The sequence below is a fragment of the Streptomyces mexicanus genome (genome assembly GCF_902506575.1).
GTDB classification, from domain to species: Bacteria; Actinomycetota; Actinomycetes; order Streptomycetales; family Streptomycetaceae; genus Streptomyces; species Streptomyces mexicanus.
Genome location: NZ_LR732700.1, coordinates 1 through 2,070, shown reverse-complemented (window position 1 = coordinate 2,070; position 2,070 = coordinate 1). Strand labels below are relative to the sequence as shown.

2 protein-coding genes are annotated in these 2,070 nt (G+C 77.3%); one reads left to right on the top strand and one right to left on the bottom strand.

Annotated elements, in window-relative coordinates:
- Positions 1-779 (bottom strand): (2Fe-2S)-binding protein (locus GV126_RS35430; RefSeq protein ID WP_159675533.1); only part of this gene is annotated, 779 nt, incomplete at its 3' end.
- Between the two features lie 222 nt (positions 780-1,001).
- Between GV126_RS35430 and GV126_RS35425 the strand changes: the two genes are divergently transcribed.
- Positions 1,002-2,070, top strand: a 1,069-nt coding sequence (locus GV126_RS35425) for a DMT family transporter (RefSeq protein WP_236570404.1), incomplete at its 3' end; no start/stop codon positions are given.

Here is a 2,070-nt window from a genome sequence, read left to right as displayed (position 1 = left end):
GGTGAGCGCGGTGGCCGGGTGAAGCAGCAGTCGCCGCAGACCCCGCCGCCGGGCACCCGGTAGTACAGGCAGCAGCTGCGCCGCCGGAAGTCCGTGCCGGTGACAGTGCCCGTGCCGACGAGCAGCGGGTGGGTGAGGATCCGGGCCGCCAGGGTGCGGGCGCGCTCGCCGGTGTCCGGGCGTCCGAGTTCGTGAGCGCTGCGGGCGAGTTGGCGGGCCGCGCCGGCCAGCGCGGAGGCGGCGTTGCCCCACAGCAGTCCGGGCGCGAGGCGGTGGCGGGCGCGCAGGGCCGCGGCCAGGGGGCGCAGGTGGCCGTGCAGGACCGCCTCGGCGACACTCGCCGCGTCGCCGCCCGCACCGGGACGCGGTGCGGTGAGCCACAGGTCGTCGGGGGCGCTGCCGGCCGGGTCCCAGCGCAGCAGGCGCGGATCGAGGTCGGGGATCCGCCCGTACCGCACCGCGCAGCCCAGCGCGACCGACCACAGCCGGGCCGCGAGCGCCTGCTGCGCCACCGAGGCGGCGACCCGCGCCTCGGGGGCGGCGATGCCCTCGGCGACCCTGCGGACCCGGTCGGCAAGGGGATCGCCGGTCGCGGTCCGGGTGTCACCGGTCGCACCCCGGGTATCACCGGTCGCGCTCCGGGGATCGCGTGCGCAGGCGACGGCCGGAGCGTAGGCCTCGGCGAGCGTGGGCAACGGTCCGTGCGGCGGCTCGCCCGTGCGCAGGACGAAGAAGCCGCCGAGGGGCTGGAGGGCGGCGAGTCGGGCGTCGAATTCCACCCGAGCAGTAGTACCAGGCGGTGCCCGGCCCCTAGGGGGCGGCCGGGTTGTCACCCGCCCGGAGGTGGACTGTGCCCGGCCCGTACTCCATCGGCAGTAGGACCCATTGCGTGCTCAGGGACGACGACGGGAAGTCGGCGGCACGGCAAGGTGGTCGACCATGGAAGCCGACCGTTCGCCACGCCGGGCCGAGCGCCCCCGCCTCCCGCGAAGGAGCGGATCATGAGCGCCCTCGCGCTGTCCGTGCTGCTGTCCCTCGTGTCCGCCGTGGCCTACGCCGGCGGCGCGATCGTGCAGGAGCGTGTCGCGGTGTCCTCCCCCGGCGAGCAGTATGCGCCGCTGCGCCGGCCGGCCTGGTGGGCCGCGGTCGCGCTCAACGGCCTGGGTGCGCTGCTCCACGTGGTCGCGCTGGCCTACGGCCCGCTGAGCCTGGTGCAGCCGCTGGGCGCGCTGACGATCGTGTTCGCGCTGCCCATGGCCGCGCTGTTCGCCGGCCGCCGGGCGGGCGCCGCCGCGTGGCGGGGCGCGACCATGGCGACGGTCGGACTCGCGGGGCTGCTGGCGCTGGTGGGCGCCTCCTCCGCCCAGTCGCTGCCCTCGGCGCAGCGCGTGGCCCTGGCCGCCGTCACGGGCGGGGCGGTGGTGGTGCTGACCGTCGCGGCCCGGGCCGCGCACCGGCACCCGGCGGTGCGCAGCGTGCTGCTGGCCACCGGCTCCGGCATCTCCTTCGGCATCGCGTCGGTGTTCACCAAGACGGTCGCGGTGGACGTCGGCGACGGACCGGCCGCGTCGGACCTGCCGTCGCTGGCCGCGATCGGCGCGCTGGCCACGGCGGGCATGCTGCTGTCGCAGGCCGCGTACCGGGGCGGCGGCCTGACGGCCCCGCTGGCGACGCTGACGGTGGTCAACCCGGTGGTGGCGGCCGCGGTCGGCATCACGCTGTTCGGCGAGACCTTCCGGTACGGCGCGACGGGCACCGTGCTCGCCCTCGCCTGCGCGGTGACGGCCACCGGCGGCCTGATCCTGCTGACCACCGAACGCATCGGGGCGACGGCCGCGACAACCCCCTCCGTTTCCGGGCCGGACGGGGCCGAGCCGGACGGGTCGGGACCGGGTCCGGCGGAGGACGAGGGCCCGGCCGGGCACGGTGATGCCTCCGGGCCGGAGGAAGCGACGACGGCAACGGGAGCGGCGGCATCCACGGGAGCGGGCGAGGAACTGGGGCAGGAGGACGCGGAGGGGGTGGGTGAAGCTCCGGTACCGGCCCTCGGGGAAGCGCCCGGGGCGGGCG